Source organism: Nonomuraea sp. CA-141351 (assembly GCF_050944675.1).
GTDB lineage: Bacteria > Actinomycetota > Actinomycetes > Streptosporangiales > Streptosporangiaceae > Nonomuraea.
Genome location: NZ_CP191982.1, coordinates 10975111 through 10991920, shown reverse-complemented (window position 1 = coordinate 10991920; position 16810 = coordinate 10975111). Strand labels below are relative to the sequence as shown.

Below are 16810 nucleotides of genomic sequence, written 5' to 3'. Positions count from 1 at the left end.
TCATTCGCAGCAGACGGACACGGTCCCGCTGGGAGCCTTGGCGACGATGTTCCGCGACGCCTGGGGGTTCTGGTCGACGTCGATGTCGCTCTCGGCGGCGTCCGCCGTCACGTGGTACGCGGCCTTCGGCACATCCAGGCGGATGTCGCCCGTCGTCCTCACCACTGCCTTGACATCCGTGGGCGCGCTGATGAACGAGAGCTTCACCTTCCCCGAGCCGATCTCCACGTCGGCCTGCTCGACGTCGAGCCCGCGGGCGTCGACGTCGCCCGTGCCGGTCCTGACCCAGATGGTGCCGGAGATGTCGTCGATGTTGACGTTGCCGGAGACGGAGGACAGGCGCAGCTTGCCGAAGACGTCGTTGACGACGAGGTCGCCGCTGGTCGTGGCGGCCTCGATGTCGGTCTGCGGCGGTACGAGCACCATGTAATCGGCCCGGCAGACGGGGCCGTTCGGCTGGTCCGCGCCGGGGCAGACCGCGTCGAGCCGCAGGGTGCCGGAACGGGTGTCCCAGTCCTCGGTGATGGTCGGCCGGTTCCTCGACCACAGCAGCGACCTCACCACGAGCAGCTCACCGGCCCTGCCCGGCATGATGGACAGGTGCACCTGGGTGCCCTTGCCCGTCTTGATGCGCACGTTCGCGTGGTCGAAGGGGATGGACCTCTCCGTGTGCTCCTCCGGCATCCTGGCCCGCGCGACCCCGTGCCAGAGCGTCAAGGTGGAGATCAGCAGCGCGATCACGGTCGCCACGGCGCCCGCCGCCAGCCAGGCCACTCTCACGGCAGGCTCCTGATCTTGAGGAACTGCAGCACGGCCAGCACACGCCGATGGTCGCCCTCGGCAGGCGACAGGTCGAGCTTGGTGAAGATGTTGCCGATGTGCTTGCCCACCGCGCCCTCGCTGAGCACCAGCGCCTGGCCGATGCCGGCGTTGGAGCGGCCCTCGGCCATCAGCCTGAGCACCTCGTGCTCCCTGGGCGTCAGCCGTTCGAGCGGATCGCTGTTGCCGCGTAGCAGGAGCTGGGCCACCACTTCCGGGTCGAGCGCGGTGCCGCCGGCGGCCACCCTGCGCAGCGCGTCGATGAACTCGGACACGTCCGCCACCCGGTCCTTGAGCAGGTAGCCGACCCCGCCCGTCGCGGCGGAGGCGAGGAGCTGGGCGGCGTAGCGCTCCTCGACGTACTGCGAGAGCACCAGGACCGCCAGCCCCGGCTGCTGGCGGCGCAGCACCAGCGCGGCCCGCAGGCCCTCGTCGGTGTGTGTGGGCGGCATCCGGACGTCCGTGATGACCAGCTCGGGCTTGTGCTCCTCGGCCGCCCGCAGCAGCCTCTCGGCCTCGTCCACGGCCGCCACCACCTGCATGCCCGAGGCGTCCAGGAGCCGGATCAGCCCCTCGCGCAGCAGCACGGAGTCCTCGGCCAGCACTACTCGCACGGAAGCTCCACTTCGATCGTCGTCGGGCCGCCCAGCGGGCTGGACAGCCGGAGCGTCCCGTCCACCGAGTCGATCCGCTGGGCCAGGCCGCGCAGGCCCGTGCCGCCGTCCAGCCGGGCGCCGCCGCAGCCGTCGTCGTAGACCAGCATGTGCAGGCGGTCGCGCTCTCGCCGCACGCTCACCTCGGCCTTGGTGGCCGCGGCGTGCTTGGCGATGTTGGTCAGTGCTTCGGACACGATGAAGAACGCCACCGCCTCGATGGTCGGAGAGGTACGCCGTTCGATGTCGACGCGGAGTTTCACAGGGAACGGGGCACGGGCGGCCACACCGGACAGCGCCGCGTCCAGGCCCTGGTCGTTCAGCACGGCCGGATGCAGGCCGCGGACGAAGTCACGCAGCTCCTTGAGCGCCTGCTTGGCCTCCTCGTGAGCCTGCGCGATGGCCTCGCGGGCGGGCTCGGGCAGGTCGGTGAGGGTGGCCCTGGCCAGGCCGAGGTTCATGGCGAGGGAGACCAGCCGCTGCTGGGCGCCGTCGTGCAGGTCGCGTTCGATCCTGCGCCGCTCGGCGTCGGCGGCGTCGATCACGCCGGCCCGGCTTTCGGTCAGCGTCTCGATCCGCTGGCCCAGCTCGGAACGGCTGGGGCCGAGCAGGGTACGCGCCACCGACAGGTCCAGCGCCGCCATGATGCGCGCCAGCACCGGCGCGAGCAGCAGCAGCGCGAGCCCGATCACCATGAAGACGGCGATGACCTTGGTGTCCCTGAGGTCGAACGGGAACTCCATCGGCGGGGGCTTCATCTTGCGCGGCAGAAACGACAGCAGCCCCACGATCGCCCCTCCCCACGCCACCGCCACCAGGAACGCCGCCGCGAAGCCCACGAACGGGGACAGCAGGTGGTAGCCGATCTGCCGCCACGTGGCCGGGCTGCGCCAGCTGCTCGGGGAGCGCACGGGCGCGATGTGCGCGTCGAGGAACGCCTCGAACCTGGAACGCTGCACCCCGGTGAACCGCGGCACGCTCCGCATCAGCAGGGGCGGCCACACGGCCAGCACGAGCGTCAGCCCGCCGAGCAGCACTGCGACCGGCAGGCCGATCATCACGTGTGCCGTGTCGAGCCAGGCACGCGCTGACCACGGGCGGGGGACTTTCATGCCTCAACCGTATTGAGCAGCGGGCGGGCCGCGAAATGGGCCTGGTGTGCCGATGGATGGTGGGGTTTTCCCCACCTCTTCTCCCGCGAACATATCCGCTTCTCGGCCCATCCCATGGATAGGAGGTTCCAGATGATTCATACGGGGGCCGCCGTCGCGCTCGCGGCGGCGATGATGTCCGGCGGGTTGCCTGACGGCATGTTGTTCATGGAGTCGCACCCTCCCGCGAAGAAGTGGGAGAGCTACGAGGTGATCGACTCGAAGTCGCTGCCGCTCCAGCTCAACCCCTGCTTCTTCCGCTACCGCCGCGACGCGGGGCGGCTGGAGAGCAGGGCCGTGCTCTACACGGGCGAGGCTGAGACGAAGTACGAGCAGTTAGTGGTCTACAAGGACGTCCAGCACGCCGAGCGAGCGATGCGCCTGCTGCGTGCCGACCTCAGGAAGTGCGCGGACGTCGGCAAGGGCGCCCACCGCTACCGCTACTTCAGCAAGCCGCTCGCCGTGGGGGACGACGGCCTGCGGGCGGGGGCCCGCTTCTTCGAGAGTGGCGAGCAGGCGGTGGCGGTACGCCGTGGGGCCGCCGTCTACATCGTGGGCGAGACGGCCTGGCCCTCGAAGAGCCTGCCGCTCGGCCGTTTCCGCGGCCTGATCGACCATTCGGAGCGCATGACCGTCAAGGTCTGCGAGCTGCCGGAGTCGTCCTGCTAGCCCCGTTTTCAATCGGCCCTCGCCGAGCCGCCCCCGCTGGACTCTCCCTTTGTGGGAGGCCTCATGCTGCTCCTTACGATCCGGTAGCTGATCAGGGAAGCAGCGAGGAGAGCGACGTATGGCCATCGTGAAGGACATCGAGGCTCGCGGCATGCACCACTGCGAGACGACGGCGCTGGGGGTGCTGTTGCGGCATGAGGGACTTGACCTGTCCGAGCCCATGCTGTTCGGGCTGGGCTCGGGCCTGTCCTTCATCTATTGGGACAGCAAGGGCATGGCATTCCCCTTTCTCGGAGGCCGCGTCAAGCCTTTCGACCTCACCAGGAACCTGACTGTCAGGCTGGGGCTGACCTTGCTGGTCGAGGAGACCACCTCACCGCGCAAGGCGTGGGCGAACGTGGCCACCCCCATCGATGCCGGTCGGCCGGTCGGCCTTCAACTCGACTGCTATCACCTGGAGTACTTCCGGTCCAAGGTGCACTTCGGCGGCCATGTCGTCGCCATGTACGGCTACGACGAGCACGACGTCTACCTGGTGGACACCGACCAGCAGGGAGGAGCGGTGCGCACCAGCAGGGTCAGCTTGGCCATGGCGCGGACCGAACGCGGCCCGATGACCGCCAGGAACCGATCCTTCACCATCACGCTGCCGGAGCAGTCGCCTTGCTGGCAGGACCAGATCATCCCCGCCATCAGGGACTGCGCCGACGCCTTTCTGGCCGCTCCCATCGCGAATCTGGGCCACCGCGGCATCGAGAAGGCCGCCAAGCAGGTGCCCACATGGCTGCTGCGCGCCGGCAACCCGCAGCGGGACCTGCCGCAAGCCGCCCTCCTCATGGAGAAAGCCGGCACCGGCGGCGCCTTGTTCCGCGCCCTCTACCGCGACTTCCTCGGCGAGTGCATCCCGCTGATCGACGACAGCAACCTCCGCGCCGGTCACAAGCTGTACGCCGAGGCCGCGACCCTGTGGACGGACGTGGCCACCTTGATCACGAAGGCTGGGGAGAGCGGCGACGTGGGGCATCTGGAGCAGGCCGGCGCCCTTCTCCACGATCTTTCACGCATCGAGCGGGATGCCATGCAGGTGCTGCGTCAGCTGTAGCTCCACCAGGATGTCGGCTAGCCCCGATGACGATCACTGCGGAAAGCGGGGCCGGCGCGGTGGCCTGGAGCTCAGGGGGAGGGCCTGAAGCCGGTGGGGTCGAACGTGCCGCCCAGCGTGGCGGCCAGCCCCCTGCGCGCCACCTCGGCGAACGCCTCCCTGTCGAGGCTCCCGGCCCCTTCGGGCAGCACCCCGGCCAGCGGCCGGGCGGCCAGCATCTCCAGGTCGCACACGCAACTACGCTCGACGATCCCGGGCTCGTCCGGCCAGCGCCCGATGACGACCCCGGCAGGCTCGAGCCCCCGATGGGCCAGCGCCTCCAGGGTGAGCGCGGTGTGATTGACCGTCCCGCGCCCGGCCCCGGCCACGACGAGCACCTGCGCGCTCAAGGAGCGTGCGAGATCGGCGATGGTCCAGCCGTCCTCGTCGAACCGCTCGAGCAGCCCCCCGGTCCCCTCCACGACGACCAGCCGGTTGCTCTCGGCCAGCTCCCGGACGAGCTGATCGACTTCGGCCGGTGACACGGGTGGCAACCCGCCGACCCGGGCGGCAGCAGCCGGGGAGAGCGGCTCGGTAAACCGGCACAGCTCGAAGGTGGTGGTGACTCCCGACAGCCGGATCACCTGGTCCACATCCCCGGCCTCACCCGGCGCCAGCCCGGTCTGCGCCGGCTTGACCACGGCGACGGAAGACCCGCGTCGCAACGCCAGTGCCGCCAGCGCCGCCGCCACCACGGTCTTGCCCACCCCGGTGTCGGTGCCGGTGATGACGAGGATGCTCATGCGACCAAGCCTAGAAGTCAGCGAAGAAGACGGCCCACATCACGCTCGTAACGGTGAGCACCCCGTGAGCCTTCACGACCGGCCATGACGGGCGGCAACCGGTTACGGCGAGTGCGGTCAACCTGGCTCGCCGTAACCCAAAAGGGTCTTCAGGGACGACGGAGCCGAGTGACGAACTTGTAGCGGTCGCCGCGGTAGAGCGACTGCGCCCACTCGACGGGGTTGCCGTCGGCGTCGAAGGCGTGGCGGGTGAGGAGGAGCATGGGGAGGCCGACGTCGACGCCGAGGGCCTTGGCGTCGTACGGGGTGGCCAGGACGGTCTCGATGATCTCCTCGGCGTCCGTGAGCCGCACGTTGTAGGCGTTGTGCAGCGTCTCGTACAGCGACGCGTGCACCTCCAGCTCCCGTCGCAGCCGGGGGAAGCGGCGCGCGGACAGGTGCGTGGTGTCGATCGAGACCGGCTCGCCGTTGGCCAGACGGAGGCGGTGGATGCGCAGCACGCGCCCGCCGGGGTTGATGGCCAGGCGTCTGGCCAGCGTCTCGTCGGCGGTGATGTAGCCGATCTCCAGTATCTTCGTGTCCGGTTCCAGGCCCGCCGTGCGCAGGTCGCCGATGTACGAGGTGAGCTGCAGCACCTGCGCCACCTTCGGCTGGGCCACGAACGTGCCCTTGCCCTGGATGCGCAGCAGCCGGCCCTCCACCACCAACTCGGTCAGCGCCTGCCTGACCGTGGTGCGCGAGGTCTCGAACCGCACGGCGAGCGTGCGTTCCGGCGGCAGCGCCGTGCCCGGTGACAGCGTCTTGGTGAGCTCAAGCAGGCTGCGTTTCACGTCGTAGTACTTCGGTACGCGGGGGCTGTCGTCTGTCACGCTCTCACCTTCACTTCTGCCACGGCGGTGAGGGCGTGTCTGGTCACCGCGAGATCATCGGAACTCACATCGGCCCGAGCGGTCAACCGCGGGCGGGAGCGGCCGACGGGCACCGGACGGGCACGGCGGCTGGCGCGCACGGATCCGGGCAGCTCAGGCTGATTGTGAAGGATATCCACAGCAGCGTGCGCGATCGCAACCGAGCCCGGTCCGTGAGCCGTGTCGCGGCGGAACCACCTGCCCGTGTCGATCACCTCCGTACTGTTTCTCCTGGTGTCTGAACGGGGTCGGCAGTGTGACGGTTCTCACAATATGAGATTTCCGATAGGTTCGGTTGGCTGCACGATGCCGTATCTGCGTTCACTGTGCGAGTGAGCGGGCGTGCGAACGTGCCGTGCGGAGTCCTGCCCGCGTATCTGGCTGCACATTCAGTCAGGGGGTCGGTTTGGTTGTTGCGGCGGAAAGCACGCATGATGCATCTGTGCCGACACTCAGCGACCTCGTAGCCCGTCACACCGCCCTCGACGAGGCGGATCTCGACTGGCTGCACTCGCTGGTCTCCGACTGGCAGTTGCTGGCCGACCTGTCGTTCGCCGACCTCATCCTGTGGGCGCCGCTCCTGGGCGGGAGCGGCTGGATCGCGATCGCCCAGATGCGCCCCACCACGGGCCCCACCGTCTACCACGACGACATCGTCGGCAGCGTCGCCGCCAAGGGCGAGCGCTACCTCATCGACACCGCGTGGAGCGAGCGCCGGATCTGCCGCGAAGGCGACCCCGACTGGTCCACGGGGGTCCCGGTACGCGAGGAGACGATCCCCGTGCGGCGGACCGTCGAGGGCGGCGAAGGGCGCTTCCTGGGGGTGATCCAGCGCTCCACGAACCTCTCCTCCGCCCGCACCCCGTCCCGTCTGGAGCTGACCTACCTCCAGAGCGCTTCCGACCTGGCGCAGATGGTGGCCGAGGGCCGCTTCCCGTTCTCGGGCGAGGAGCCGATCCTGGTGCGCTCGCCGCGCGTCGGCGACGGCCTGCTCAGGCTCGACCGGGCCGGGCGCGTCACGTACGCCTCGCCGAACGCCCTGTCCGCCTACCGGCGGCTCGGCCTGCACGCCGACCTGGTCGGAGCCGAGCTGGGCCGGGTCACCGCAGCGCTCTGCTACTCCGACGAGCCCATCAACGAAGACCTCATGATCGTGGCAAGCGGGCGCGCGGCCAAGGAGACCGAGGTCGAGTCCGGCGGCACGATCGTGCAGCTCAGAGCCATCCCCTTGGTCGTCGGCGGCGGTCGCATCGGCGCGCTGGTGCTCATCAGGGACGTGACCGAGCTGCGGCGGCGCGAGCGCGAGCTGATGACCAAGGACGCCACCATCCGCGAGATCCACCACCGGGTCAAGAACAACCTGCAGACCGTGGCCGCGCTGCTCCGGCTCCAGGCCAGGCGGCTGCAGGTCCCCGAGGGCCGGGAGGCGCTGGAGGAGGCCGTCCGCCGGGTCGGGTCGATCGCGATCGTGCACGAGACGCTGTCTCACGCGCCCGAGGAGTTCGTGGACTTCGACGAGATCGCCGACCGGGTGATCGCCATGACCGGGGAGGTGTCGGCGGCCGAGGTGGCCGTCATGCCCAGGAGAGTCGGGGGGTTCGGCGTGCTGCCCTCGCTCATCGCCACGCCGCTGGCCATGGCGCTGACCGAGCTCTTGCAGAACGCGATGCAGCATGGGCGGCCCAAGCGGCTCGAGGTGGTGGTCGAGTCCGCGCTCGACCGGCTCAACGTCACGGTGTGGGACGACGGCCGCGGGCTTCCCGTCGGCTTCGACCTGGAAAAGTCCACCAGCCTGGGGCTGCAGATCGTCCGTACGCTGGTCGAGGGGGAACTGTCGGGCCGGCTGTCCATCGAGCCGCGGCTCGAAGGGGGCACGGAGGTCACGCTGTCGATCCCGCTGCCGGCGGCCTGACTCCGGCTCGTACGGCGTTCTGCCCGAAGGAGGCACGCGAGCCAATGGCGGCGCGTGAGCCTGTCGCGGCTCATGCGCCGATGTCAGGTTGGCGGTGTCAGGCGGTTGGTGCCTCGGAGGCGCAGGTCAGGCAGTGAGGCGGGCGCGCTGGCGAGCGCTGCGGCGCTTGAGGGCGCGACGCTCGTCCTCGCTCAGACCGCCCCAGACGCCGGCGTCCTGCCCGGACTCCAGCGCCCACTTCAGGCAGGCCTCGACGGCCGAGCAGGACCGGCAGACCTGCTTGGCCTCCTCGATCTGCATGAGTGCCGGGCCGGTGTTGCCGATCGGGAAGAACAGCTCGGGGTCCACGTCACGGCAGGCAGCTCGGTGGCGCCAGTCCATGCGGTCCACTCCTTAGTAGATGAAGCCTTTGGTCGGCTCCGTGCGGCTACTACTTTGTGAAGAGTTTCACTAACTTGCGCGAGCAACCGCCCGGACCTGTGAGGACCCAGGGTTGCCCGCTGACACTCGGAGGACCCTTGGGGTTGTTAAAGGTCCTACGTTCCGACGTCAGTCTTGAGACTGTCAGCCACGCTGAGTGCACGCAAGGGGGTTGGCGGGAAGTTTTGGCTGTTATGGATGTCGGATGCGTCACACAATGACCGATTGTAACCATCTAGACCAAAACTTGTAACGCGTGCGGTGTAGACCGAAATGTTACGATTTCGCGTTCGCCCAGGTAGTCCCCGTCCAGCTGAAAGGCCACGGGCCGGTCCGCGGTCAGCGTGAACTCCGCCTCGTCATGGAGCTGTACGAGGTGCCGGCCGCCCGGAAGCGCGTCACTCTGCGTGAGCATCTGTCGGATCAATGGCGCGATCGTGATCATTCCCATGCGCCGCAGGCCGAGCAGGTCCAAGCCGGTTTCGAAGCCGGCCCACGGGGTCGGGTGCACGGGCTTGCTGCCCACGTACGTCCAGGGCGAGGTGTTCGAGATGATCGCCATGAACACCCCCTCGACGGTTGGAATCCCGGGGCCGGTCAGGGTCATCGCTGGATGCCGTTTGTCCGTGGCCAGATAGTGCCGTAGAGCGGTGTTCACATATCGGGCCGGGGATGCCTTCCGGCCGGTGCCTCTCAGGCCTTCCACGGCCCGTACAACCTCTGCGTCGTAGCCCATACCCGAACAGAAGGTGAAATAGCGGCTCTGGCCCTCCCACAGGGCCTGCCCCAGGCCCACGGTCTTGCGCCGGCCCTCCCGCAGCGCCTCCAGCACGGCCCCCGTGGACTCCACCGGGTCGTTCGGCAGCCCCAGCGCGCGGGCGAACACGTTCGCGCTGCCACCGGGGATGACGATGAGCGCCGGCCGCCCGGCGCTGGGATCGTCTGATGGGACCTCGTGGCCGTTCACCGGGTTCAGCAGGCCGTTGACGGCCTCGTTGATCGTCCCGTCGCCGCCGAGCACCGCCACCACGTCGTACCCCTTGGCCCGCGCGGTGGCGGCCAGCGCCGCGGCGTGCCCGCGGTAGCGGGTCTCCTCGACCGACAGCCCCACGGCCGCGCCGAGCGCGCGGATCAGCACGTCACGCGTACGCGCGTTCGTGGTCGTGGCCTTGGGGTTCACCAATAGCATGGCGCGCATAGCGCCAGCGTATCCGCTGGCCACGTGCGCTTTATCGGCCGAACGTCCCATTTCTCGGGCCGAAGGACCCGAGGGGTAGGGTACGGGCGTGAGTAGTCGTCCGGTCACCCTCGTCATCGCCGCCGCCATCGTCGCCCTGGAGGGCCTGGCCGCGCTCGGACTCGGGATCTACGTCGGGGTGGAGACCCTGGTCAGCACCCCGGACAACCTCACCACCGCCCTCGCGGAGTCGGCGTTCGGCCTGCTGATCGGGGCGGGGCTGCTCTGGGTGGCATGGGGCGGGCTGTTCAGGATGGAGCGGTGGGGAAGGTCGCCCGGCGTGCTGGCCCAGATCTTCGTAGTGCCGGTCTCCGTCACGCTCATCGAGTCGGGCCAGCCGCAGCTCGGGATCCCGCTGATCGTGATCGCCGTGGCCGGGCTGGCGACGCTGCTCGCGCCGCCCACCACCCACGCCCTCTACGGGGACGGCTAGTCTTCGGCGGTCAGGCCCTCGCGCAGCTGCGCGAGCGTGCGGGCCAGCAGGCGCGAGACGTGCATCTGTGAGATGCCCAGCTCGGTGGCGATCTGCGACTGCGTCATATTGCCGAAGAAGCGCAACAGCAGGATGCGCTTCTCACGTGGCGGCAGCCGCTCGAGCAGCGGTTTGAGCGACTCGCGGTATTCGACGCCCTCGAGCGACTCGTCCACGATGCCGAGCGAGTCGGACACCGCGGGGGCGTCGTCGTCGCCGGAGTCGGGCGCGTCGAGCGACACGGTCGAGTACGCGTTGGCCGACTCGAGGCCCTCGAGCACCTCCTCCTCGGTCATCTTGAGGTAGGAGGCCAGCTCGGCCACGGTCGGCGCGCGGCCCTCGCGCTGCGACAGATCGCTTATCGCCTTGGTCAGGGAGAGCTTCAGCTCCTGCAGGCGGCGCGGCACGCGCACTGCCCAGCCCTTGTCGCGGAAATGGCGCTTGATCTCGCCGACGATGGTGGGCGTGGCGTACGTGGAGAACTCCACGCCGCGGTTGAGGTCGAAGCGGTCGATGGACTTGATCAGGCCGATGGTGGCGACCTGGGTCAGGTCGTCGAGCCACTCGCCCCTGTTTCGAAAGCGACGAGCCAGGTATTCGACCAGGGGAAGGTGAAGCTCGACCAGCTCATCTCTGATGCGCTGGCGGCGCGGCTCCTCGGGGCCCAGCTCGGCCAGCTCGGCGAAGAGCATGCGGGCACGCACCCTGTCGGGCACGGCGTGTTCGCTGGTGGCCATGGCTCCAGTCCTTTCCGTCACGCCGGCCTCGCTGCGCCTCGGCGCTTACGCAGGACGATCGCCATGCGATCGGGGGAGTCGGTCACCGCGTCGACGTCGTCGGCCAGAGCGGTCAGCACCATCCAGGCGAAGTCATCGCGTTTGGGCGCGGAGCTGCCGACGGTCGCCACCTCGACCCTCACCTGCATCTCCTGCCCGGTCAGCTCGAACTCGGCGGTGAGGTCGGTGCCGGGCACCGCCTCGCTCAGCAGCATGGCGCACGCTTCGTCGACCGCGATCCGTAGATCCTCGATCTCGTCGAGCGTGAAGTCAAGCCGCGCTGCCAGCCCGGCGGTAGCCGTACGCAGCACAGACAGGTAGGCACTGGCGGCGGGGAGCCTGATGCTCACCACGTCGCGGATGCCGGCCACGCCCTCCGCGCGCGTCTCGGTTTCCTCGGTCACGTTCCTCCTCGCGTTTCCGACGCCAACTGCAACTTACCGCCCCTGGGAGGTGCTTGGACGATTCAGACTCGCCATCAACGGAAAAGGCTCTGCGCGGACATCGCCGCACAGAGCCTTATGTGCCGTTTTAGGCCGCCTTGGTCTCCCAGAAGATCTTGGCGATTTCGTCGATCTTGCCCAGCAGGTCCTCGGCCTTGGCGACGTCCACGGTGCCCTTGGCGCCGGCGGCGCCCGCGAGCTTCGTGGCGTCCCAGAAGAGCTGGTGAAGCTGAGGGTACTGCTCGAGGTGCGGCGGCTTGAAGTAGTCGGTCCACAGCACCCACAGGTGGTGCTTGACCAGCTCGGCGCGGTCCTCCTTGATGGTCAGCGCGCGGGCGCGGAAGACCGGGTCCTCGTTGCCGGCGTACTTCTCCATGATCGCCTTGACCGACTCGGCCTCGATGCGGGCCTGAGCGGGGTCGTAGACCCCACAGGGCAGGTCACAGTGGGCGGAAGCGACCTGCTTGGGTCGTAGCAGTCGTGCGAGCATCAGAAAGTCCTTCCTTGATGCTGAATCAGCTTGGTCCACAACCGACCTTACTCGGGTCCGGAACGCCTGCGGGGGAGGGGGTTCCCCGGCACCCGCGGGGTCTTAGGCTTGTTGCGCGACGGGCTCGGACGGGGGCCTCCGCCCGCGTGTCGTTGATGCCCAGTGAACGGTCACAGCCCATGAGAGTGCGTGTCGAGGGCGATTCGATGCGTCCCGCGCTGGTTCCCGGCGACTGGCTTCTGGTACGCAGGAACGCCACCGTCCACCCGGGTGATCTCGTCGTGGCCAGGCTCCCCGGCGATCCGGATCGGCTGATCGTGAAACGGGCGCAGTGGCACGGGGCCGACGGGTGGTGGCTGGAGAGCGACAACCAGCGGGCCAGCGGGCGCCGCGACAGCTGGGACTTCGGCCCCGTCCACGACATCCTGGGACGGGTCGTGCTGCGCTACTGGCCCCTCCTGCGACGGCGGCGCTAGGAGCCGTTCCTCTGCCGGGCGCGGAAGGCGGCCACGTTCGCGCGGCTGGCGCAGCGGGGCGAGCAGTAACGGCGGGAGCGGTTGGACGAGGTGTCCAGGAACGCCTGCCGGCAGCGCGGCTCCTGGCACCGGCCGAGCCGGTCCACGCCCAGCTCCGCCACCACCGCGGCCAGGCCCATCACGGCGCTGGCGGCGTTGTCCTCGGCCAGGTGGAGGTGCCAGCCCCGGCCGTCGTGGTCGGTGAGCTGAGGGTGTACGGGGTAGCGCACGAGCAGGGCGTTCAGCCGCTCGACCGCGGCCTGCTCGTCGTCGGCCGCGTCGAACACGGCGGCGAGCTCGTCCCGCAGCCCCCTCAGCTCGGGCGGCGGGTCCGGGTCGTTGACCAGGCGGAGGGCCCACTCGGCGTAAGAGGTGAGGTCCATGCCGGAGTATTACACGATCAGCCTGCCGACCGTGGCCGAGGCCTTTCGGGTGTGTGGGGATGGGATGCGGCGTGAGATGGCCGGAGCGCGCCCCCGAGTGGGTGGGCGCGCTCCGTGGGGCGTGGGCCGGGGGGTTACTCCTCCGGGTGGAGGACGCGGCGGAGGAAGGCTCGGGTGCGTTCGTGGCTCGGGTCGCCGATCACCTGCGCGGGCACACCGTCCTCGACGATCACGCCGCCGTCCATGAACACCACCCGATCGGCCACCTCGCGGGCGAAGCCCATCTCGTGGGTGACCACGAGCATGGTCATCCCCTCCTCCGCCAGCTTGCGCATGACGGTGAGCACGTCTCCCACCAGCTCGGGGTCGAGCGCCGAGGTGGGCTCGTCGAACAACATCAGGTCCGGGTTCATGGCCAGCGCCCTGGCGATCGCCACGCGCTGCTGCTGACCGCCCGAGAGCTGCCCCGGCAGGGCGTCGCACTTGGCGCCGACGCCTACCTTGTCGAGGTTCTCCCTGGCGACGACCTCGGCTTCCTTCTTGCTCCGTTTGAGCACCCGCTGCTGAGCGATCATCACGTTCTGCAGCGCGGTCATGTGCGGGAACAGGTTGAACTGCTGGAAGACCATGCCGATGCGCCGCCTGACGGCGTCGATGTCCACGTCGGGGTCGGTCAATTCGACCCCCTGAACGAACACCTTGCCCTTGGTGGGCTGCTCCAGCAGGTTCACGCAGCGAAGCAGGGTGGACTTGCCCGAGCCCGAGGGGCCTATGACGCAGACCACCTGGCCGGGGTCGACGGTCATGTCGATGCCCTTGAGCACCTCGTTGTCGCCGAAGTACTTGTGCAGGTCCGCGATCTCGATTGCGTGCGTCATCGGTTCCTCCCCTTACGCCCCTCCAGCCGGGTCGCCAGGTATCCCAGCGGGATTGTGACGATCAGGTACGTCAGACCGGCGACCATGATGGGCGTGGCGTTGGAGTGCTGGGAGGCCAGGTCGTTGCCGAACTTGGCGAGCTCCACGTACTCGCTGGACACGCCGAGGAACAACACCAGCGACGAGTCCTTGAGCAGGGCCACGAACTGGTTGGTGGTCGGCGGGATGACCATGCGGAGGGCCTGCGGGATCACCACGGTGAACTGGGCGCGGGTGGCGGACATGCCCAGCGACCTGGCGGCCTCGACCTGCCCCTTGGGCACGGCCTGCAGCCCCGCGCGGAACACCTCCGCCTGATAGGCCGCGCCGATCGCCCCGAGTCCGAGGGCGACCTGGCCGTACGTGCCGAAAGGCACCTCGAAGCCCGGCAGGGCCAGCGGCAGGAAGGTGATCATGATGAAGATCAGCAGCGCGGGCAGGCCACGGAAGATCTCGATGTAGACGATCGCGATCCATCGGTACGGCCGGACCTGCGACAGCCGCATGAGCGCGAGCAGCAGTCCCACCAGGAAGGCGAGGACGAATCCGCTGACTGTATAGATGATCGTGTTCCGCAGCGCGATGACGAACAGGTCCGGCAGCGTCTCCTTCGCCACTTCGGCCTTGGCGAAGTTCTGCGCGAGGCTGCCCCAGTCGGCGTACAGGACGAGGACGACGAGCGCGACGGCCAGGACGGCATACTGGATGCCGCGGCTGACCTGCTGCTTCTTCCGGGGGCTGAGCCTGGCGCGGACAGGCTCAGCCGTCTTCGGCTGGTCGGCCATGGATCAGCCCAGCTCGCCGGGCTTCTTGCCGAACCACTTCACGTAGATCTTCTCGTAGGTGCCGTCCTGCTTGGCCTTGGCGATCTCTTCATTGATCGTCTTCAGCAGCACCGGGTCGGCGCCCTTCTTCAGTCCGAGGCCGTACTGCTCACCGGTGTCCAGGCTGCCGATCAGCTCGAACTTCGCGGCGACCTCCGGCTTCTTCAGCCAGGTGAGCACCACGGGCAGGTCCTGGACGATCACGTCGGCCTGCCCGGCCTGCAGGGCCAGCAGCTCCTTGGCGGAGTCGGCGTACTCGGTCGGGTCGAAGCCCTGCTTCTTGACGTAGTCGAGGCCTGTGGTGCTGGCCTGGGCGCCCAGCTTGAGGTTCTTGGCCTTGACGTCCTCCAGCGACTTGGCGCCCGTGCCCTTCTTGGCCAGCAGTGCCTGCGTGGCGTCGAAGTACGGGTCGGAGAAGTCGATGTTCGCCTTGCGCTCCGGGGTGATCGTCATGCCGGCGGCGGCCAGGTCGCACTTTTTCGCCGCCATGGCGGCACCGCTCTTGATCACCGCGAAGTCGATGTCCACGATCTCCTGGGTCACGCCCAGTTTCTTCGCGACAAGGTCGACGATGTCCACGTCGAACCCGACGATCTTGCCGCTCGCGTCCTTGAACTGGAACGGCTCGTACGGGATGTTCGTGCAGACCGTGAGCTTGCCGGGCTGCACGAGCTTGACTCCGCCCGCCGCGGAGGCGCTCGCGCTGGTCGTGCTGCCCGAGCTCGAGCCTCCGCCGCACGCGGTCAGCGTGAGAGCAGCGGCCAAGACGAGCGCGCCGGCGGCGTAGCCACGGCGGCCCTTGGGACTGAGGGCCATGTACGGCCTCCTCGAAGTGAAATGCCACGAAGCTTGCGTTTTGTGCAGTTTAAATGGGGTTTAGCAGCGGTCCGTCATCAGGGATTTAACGATGCGTCAACGGAACGGCGTCGGCGCCGACACCGAGACCATCTCACCATGTGGCACGATAGGGAGACGGGTGACCCCCGTACCCCTCCGAGATGACCGACGAGGGGATCCTGGCAGCTACCGAAGCCAGCCCGCTCCCGCTCGTCCGCCGAAGGTTTCTTCCGCTCCCGATGACTACAGGGGTCGCTGTGGCTGTCACGCCCGCTTCTGCTTCCGTTGACAAACTCGATCTCGATCCGGCTTTCGCGCTGCACCGCGGAGGCAAGCTCGAGGTCCGCTCCACCGTTCCCGTCCGCGACGCGGACGACCTCTCGCTCGCCTACACGCCCGGCGTGGCCCGGGTCTGCACCGCCATCGCCGACACGCCCTCGCTGGTCAACGACTACACATGGGTCTCCAACGTGGTCGCCGTCGTCTCCGACGGCACCGCCGTGCTCGGCCTGGGCGACATAGGACCCTCGGCCGCCATGCCGGTCATGGAGGGCAAGGCGCTGCTGTTCAAGCAGTTCGCGAACGTCGACGCCGTCCCCATCTGCCTCGACTGCACCGGCGTCGACGAGCTCGTCGAGACCGTCGCGCGTCTCGCGCCGTCGTTCGGCGGCATCAATCTGGAGGACATCAGCGCGCCGCGCTGCTTCGAGGTCGAAGACCGCCTTCGTGAGCGGCTCGACATCCCCGTCTTCCACGACGACCAGCACGGCACCGCGATCGTGGCGCTGGCCGCACTCCAGAACGCCGCGCGCCTGACCGGGCGCTCGCTGGGCGATCTGCGCGTCGTCGTGGCCGGAGCGGGCGCGTCCGGCGTCGCGGTCACCCGCATCCTCCTGGAGGCGGGCATCGGCGACATCGCGGTCTCCGACTCCAAGGGCATGATCTACGAGGGCAGGGAGGGGCTCAACCCCGTCAAGGAGGCCCTGGCCCGCGAGACCAACCGCGCGGGCCACACCGGCTCGACGGAGGACGCGCTGGCCGGCGCCGACGTGTTCCTCGGGCTGTCGGGATCCACCGTGTCCGAGCAGGCCATCGCCTCCATGGCGCCCGACGCCATCGTCTTCGCTCTCTCCAACCCCACGCCCGAGGTCCACCCCGACGTGGCCGCCAGGCACGTCAGGGTCGTGGCGACCGGCCGCTCCGACTTCCCCAACCAGATCAACAACGTGCTGGCGTTCCCCGGGGTGTTCAGGGGCGCTCTGGACGTGCGCGCGTCCTCCATCACGGAGAACATGAAGGTGGCCGCGGCCAACGCGCTGGCGGCCGTCGTCGGCGACGACCTCTCGCCGACGTACATCATCCCGAGCCCGTTCGACGAGCGCGTGGCGCCCGCCGTGACGGCCGCGGTCGCGGCCCAGGCCCGAGCCGACGGCGTCGCCCGCCTCTGACCTGCTCTTTTACGGGGGCCTCCCGCCTGATTGACCCAGCCATGGGTAGGGG

20 protein-coding genes are annotated in these 16810 nt (G+C 68.8%); 6 read left to right on the top strand and 14 right to left on the bottom strand.

All coding sequences use genetic code 11. The annotated features are described in order from the left end of the window. From ACQPWU_RS51585 to ACQPWU_RS51575, 3 genes are read right to left on the bottom strand one after another with little or no spacing between them, the layout of a single operon-like run. Positions 1-780 carry a DUF4097 family beta strand repeat-containing protein gene (locus ACQPWU_RS51585; RefSeq protein ID WP_433434027.1) on the bottom strand — a complete coding sequence of 260 codons (780 nt, stop codon included), beginning with the start codon at positions 778-780 and terminating at the stop codon, positions 1-3. After that, positions 777-1433: a response regulator transcription factor gene (locus ACQPWU_RS51580; RefSeq protein WP_433434025.1), complete on the bottom strand. Its 657-nt coding sequence runs from the start codon at positions 1431-1433 to the stop codon at positions 777-779. Before ACQPWU_RS51580 ends, ACQPWU_RS51585 begins: the two co-directional genes overlap by 4 nt. Next, positions 1424-2584: a histidine kinase gene (locus ACQPWU_RS51575; RefSeq protein ID WP_433434022.1), complete on the bottom strand. Its 1161-nt coding sequence runs from the start codon at positions 2582-2584 to the stop codon at positions 1424-1426. The genes ACQPWU_RS51580 and ACQPWU_RS51575 overlap by 10 nt, the downstream gene beginning before the upstream one ends. Before the next feature lie 132 nt (positions 2585-2716). On the opposite strand from ACQPWU_RS51575, the gene ACQPWU_RS51570 reads away from it, so the two are divergent. Together ACQPWU_RS51570 and ACQPWU_RS51565 are read left to right on the top strand one after the other, a co-directional pair. Next, positions 2717-3292 (top strand): hypothetical protein, encoded by a 576-nt coding sequence (locus ACQPWU_RS51570; RefSeq protein ID WP_433434020.1) that lies wholly within the window; start codon positions 2717-2719, stop codon positions 3290-3292. A 118-nt stretch (positions 3293-3410) separates the two neighbouring features. Continuing rightward, on the top strand, positions 3411-4394 hold the full coding sequence (locus tag ACQPWU_RS51565; RefSeq protein WP_433434018.1) for a BtrH N-terminal domain-containing protein: 984 nt from the start codon (positions 3411-3413) through the stop codon (positions 4392-4394). 71 nt (positions 4395-4465) lie between these two features. Here the strand turns inward: ACQPWU_RS51565 and bioD are convergent, their stop codons facing one another. Both bioD and ACQPWU_RS51555 read right to left on the bottom strand, forming a co-directional pair. Further along, on the bottom strand, positions 4466-5176 hold the full coding sequence (gene bioD, locus ACQPWU_RS51560) for a dethiobiotin synthase (RefSeq protein WP_433434016.1): 711 nt from the start codon (positions 5174-5176) through the stop codon (positions 4466-4468). Between the two features lie 149 nt (positions 5177-5325). Continuing rightward, positions 5326-6045: a GntR family transcriptional regulator gene (locus ACQPWU_RS51555; RefSeq protein WP_360685174.1), complete on the bottom strand. Its 720-nt coding sequence runs from the start codon at positions 6043-6045 to the stop codon at positions 5326-5328. A gap of 481 nt (positions 6046-6526) precedes the next feature. Here ACQPWU_RS51555 and ACQPWU_RS51550 point away from each other — a divergent pair, with 481 nt between their 5' ends. Beyond that, positions 6527-7996, top strand: coding sequence for a histidine kinase N-terminal domain-containing protein (locus tag ACQPWU_RS51550; protein ID WP_360685171.1), 1470 nt, complete (start codon positions 6527-6529; stop codon positions 7994-7996). 126 nt (positions 7997-8122) lie between these two features. Here ACQPWU_RS51550 and ACQPWU_RS51545 read toward each other — a convergent pair whose 3' ends face one another. Both ACQPWU_RS51545 and ACQPWU_RS51540 read right to left on the bottom strand, forming a co-directional pair. Further along, positions 8123-8377 carry a WhiB family transcriptional regulator gene (locus ACQPWU_RS51545; protein ID WP_360685168.1) on the bottom strand — a complete coding sequence of 85 codons (255 nt, stop codon included), beginning with the start codon at positions 8375-8377 and terminating at the stop codon, positions 8123-8125. Positions 8378-8651: 274 nt separating this feature from the next. Continuing rightward, positions 8652-9614, bottom strand: coding sequence for a diacylglycerol/lipid kinase family protein (locus tag ACQPWU_RS51540; RefSeq protein WP_433434013.1), 963 nt, complete (start codon positions 9612-9614; stop codon positions 8652-8654). Positions 9615-9702: 88 nt separating this feature from the next. On the opposite strand from ACQPWU_RS51540, the gene ACQPWU_RS51535 reads away from it, so the two are divergent. Then, positions 9703-10086: a hypothetical protein gene (locus ACQPWU_RS51535; protein ID WP_433434012.1), complete on the top strand. Its 384-nt coding sequence runs from the start codon at positions 9703-9705 to the stop codon at positions 10084-10086. Here the strand turns inward: ACQPWU_RS51535 and ACQPWU_RS51530 are convergent. From ACQPWU_RS51530 to sodN, 3 genes are all read right to left on the bottom strand, one after another. Beyond that, the gene (locus ACQPWU_RS51530; protein ID WP_176573444.1) at positions 10083-10862 is read right to left on the bottom strand and encodes an RNA polymerase sigma factor SigF; all 780 of its coding nucleotides are present in this window, start codon (positions 10860-10862) and stop codon (positions 10083-10085) included. The genes ACQPWU_RS51535 and ACQPWU_RS51530 overlap by 4 nt on opposite strands. Before the next feature lie 17 nt (positions 10863-10879). Then, positions 10880-11305 carry an anti-sigma factor gene (locus ACQPWU_RS51525; RefSeq protein ID WP_358118069.1) on the bottom strand — a complete coding sequence of 142 codons (426 nt, stop codon included), beginning with the start codon at positions 11303-11305 and terminating at the stop codon, positions 10880-10882. Positions 11306-11432: 127 nt separating this feature from the next. Continuing rightward, entirely contained in the window at positions 11433-11834 is a 402-nt protein-coding gene (gene sodN / locus ACQPWU_RS51520; protein WP_360685157.1) for a superoxide dismutase, Ni, read from the bottom strand. A gap of 155 nt (positions 11835-11989) precedes the next feature. On the opposite strand from sodN, the gene ACQPWU_RS51515 reads away from it, so the two are divergent. Beyond that, positions 11990-12310 carry a S24 family peptidase gene (locus tag ACQPWU_RS51515; protein WP_433434009.1) on the top strand — a complete coding sequence of 107 codons (321 nt, stop codon included), beginning with the start codon at positions 11990-11992 and terminating at the stop codon, positions 12308-12310. Here ACQPWU_RS51515 and ACQPWU_RS51510 read toward each other — a convergent pair. The 4 genes from ACQPWU_RS51510 to ACQPWU_RS51495 all read right to left on the bottom strand — a co-directional run bounded on the left by ACQPWU_RS51510 (position 12307) and on the right by ACQPWU_RS51495 (position 15289). Beyond that, the gene (locus ACQPWU_RS51510; protein WP_360685152.1) at positions 12307-12732 is read right to left on the bottom strand and encodes a CGNR zinc finger domain-containing protein; all 426 of its coding nucleotides are present in this window, start codon (positions 12730-12732) and stop codon (positions 12307-12309) included. The two genes, ACQPWU_RS51515 and ACQPWU_RS51510, sit on opposite strands and share 4 nt — an antisense overlap. 134 nt (positions 12733-12866) lie before the next feature. Further along, the gene (locus ACQPWU_RS51505; RefSeq protein WP_433434007.1) at positions 12867-13610 is read right to left on the bottom strand and encodes an amino acid ABC transporter ATP-binding protein; all 744 of its coding nucleotides are present in this window, start codon (positions 13608-13610) and stop codon (positions 12867-12869) included. Next, entirely contained in the window at positions 13607-14434 is an 828-nt protein-coding gene (locus ACQPWU_RS51500; protein ID WP_433434006.1) for an amino acid ABC transporter permease, read from the bottom strand. The genes ACQPWU_RS51505 and ACQPWU_RS51500 overlap by 4 nt, the downstream gene beginning before the upstream one ends. A 3-nt stretch (positions 14435-14437) precedes the next feature. Continuing rightward, positions 14438-15289: an ABC transporter substrate-binding protein gene (locus tag ACQPWU_RS51495; protein WP_433434004.1), complete on the bottom strand. Its 852-nt coding sequence runs from the start codon at positions 15287-15289 to the stop codon at positions 14438-14440. A gap of 260 nt (positions 15290-15549) precedes the next feature. Between ACQPWU_RS51495 and ACQPWU_RS51490 the strand changes: the two genes are divergently transcribed. Beyond that, the gene (locus ACQPWU_RS51490; protein WP_433434001.1) at positions 15550-16758 is read left to right on the top strand and encodes an NAD(P)-dependent malic enzyme; all 1209 of its coding nucleotides are present in this window, start codon (positions 15550-15552) and stop codon (positions 16756-16758) included. The last annotated feature ends 52 nt before the right edge of the window (positions 16759-16810 follow it).